The organism is Protofrankia sp. Cr1, from assembly GCF_963555865.1.
Classification (GTDB): Bacteria; Actinomycetota; Actinomycetes; order Frankiales; family Frankiaceae; genus Protofrankia.
The window spans coordinates 8,447-8,993 of record NZ_CAUVXO010000213.1 but is presented as its reverse complement, the minus strand read 5'-3'; the positions used below and the strand labels follow the sequence as shown (position 1 = coordinate 8,993).

Sequence of the window (547 nt, the reverse complement as noted above, 5' to 3'; positions counted from 1 at the left end):
TGCAACCGGCGGGGCGGCCCGCTCTGCAACCGAACCGTCGACGACCTGCCCGTTGGACGTGGTACGGACGGTTTTCGTCCTGGCCGACACCTTCCGAGGTGGCTTCGGCGTCGAAGCCAGGACGACCTGCGGTGGCTCGTCGACCGACACCGGCTCGGCCAGCACGGGTTCAACCAGCACGGGTTCAGCCAGCGCAGGTTCGGACAGCGCAGGTTCGGACAGCGCAGGTTCGGACAGCGCAGGTTCGGACAGCGACGACTGCGCTGCTGGCTGTCCAGGAGCGTCAGTCGCCGATGAGCCGGGCTTCTTGCGGGGCGGCCTCGCGGCCCGCTTCGGTTCGGGCTTCGCCGGCGCTGCGCTGTCAGCCCCGTCCCGGGGCGCGGGAACCGTCCGTGCATCCGGTTTCGCCGCGGTGTCAGCGACGACCTGTGCCTCGTCGGTCTCCCGGGTCACCCGCTGGGAGGGTAGGGCCTCAGCCGGCGCAGCCTCGTCCTCCAGCGACCGCACGGGTGGCTGGGCCGGCACGGGTGGCTGGGCCGGCGTGGAC

General features: G+C 72.0%; 1 pseudogene. It reads right to left on the bottom strand.

Annotation, left to right across the window (positions count from 1 at the left end):
* Positions 1 to 547: pseudogene (locus U9980_RS16535) on the bottom strand (hypothetical protein); the annotation flags it as partial.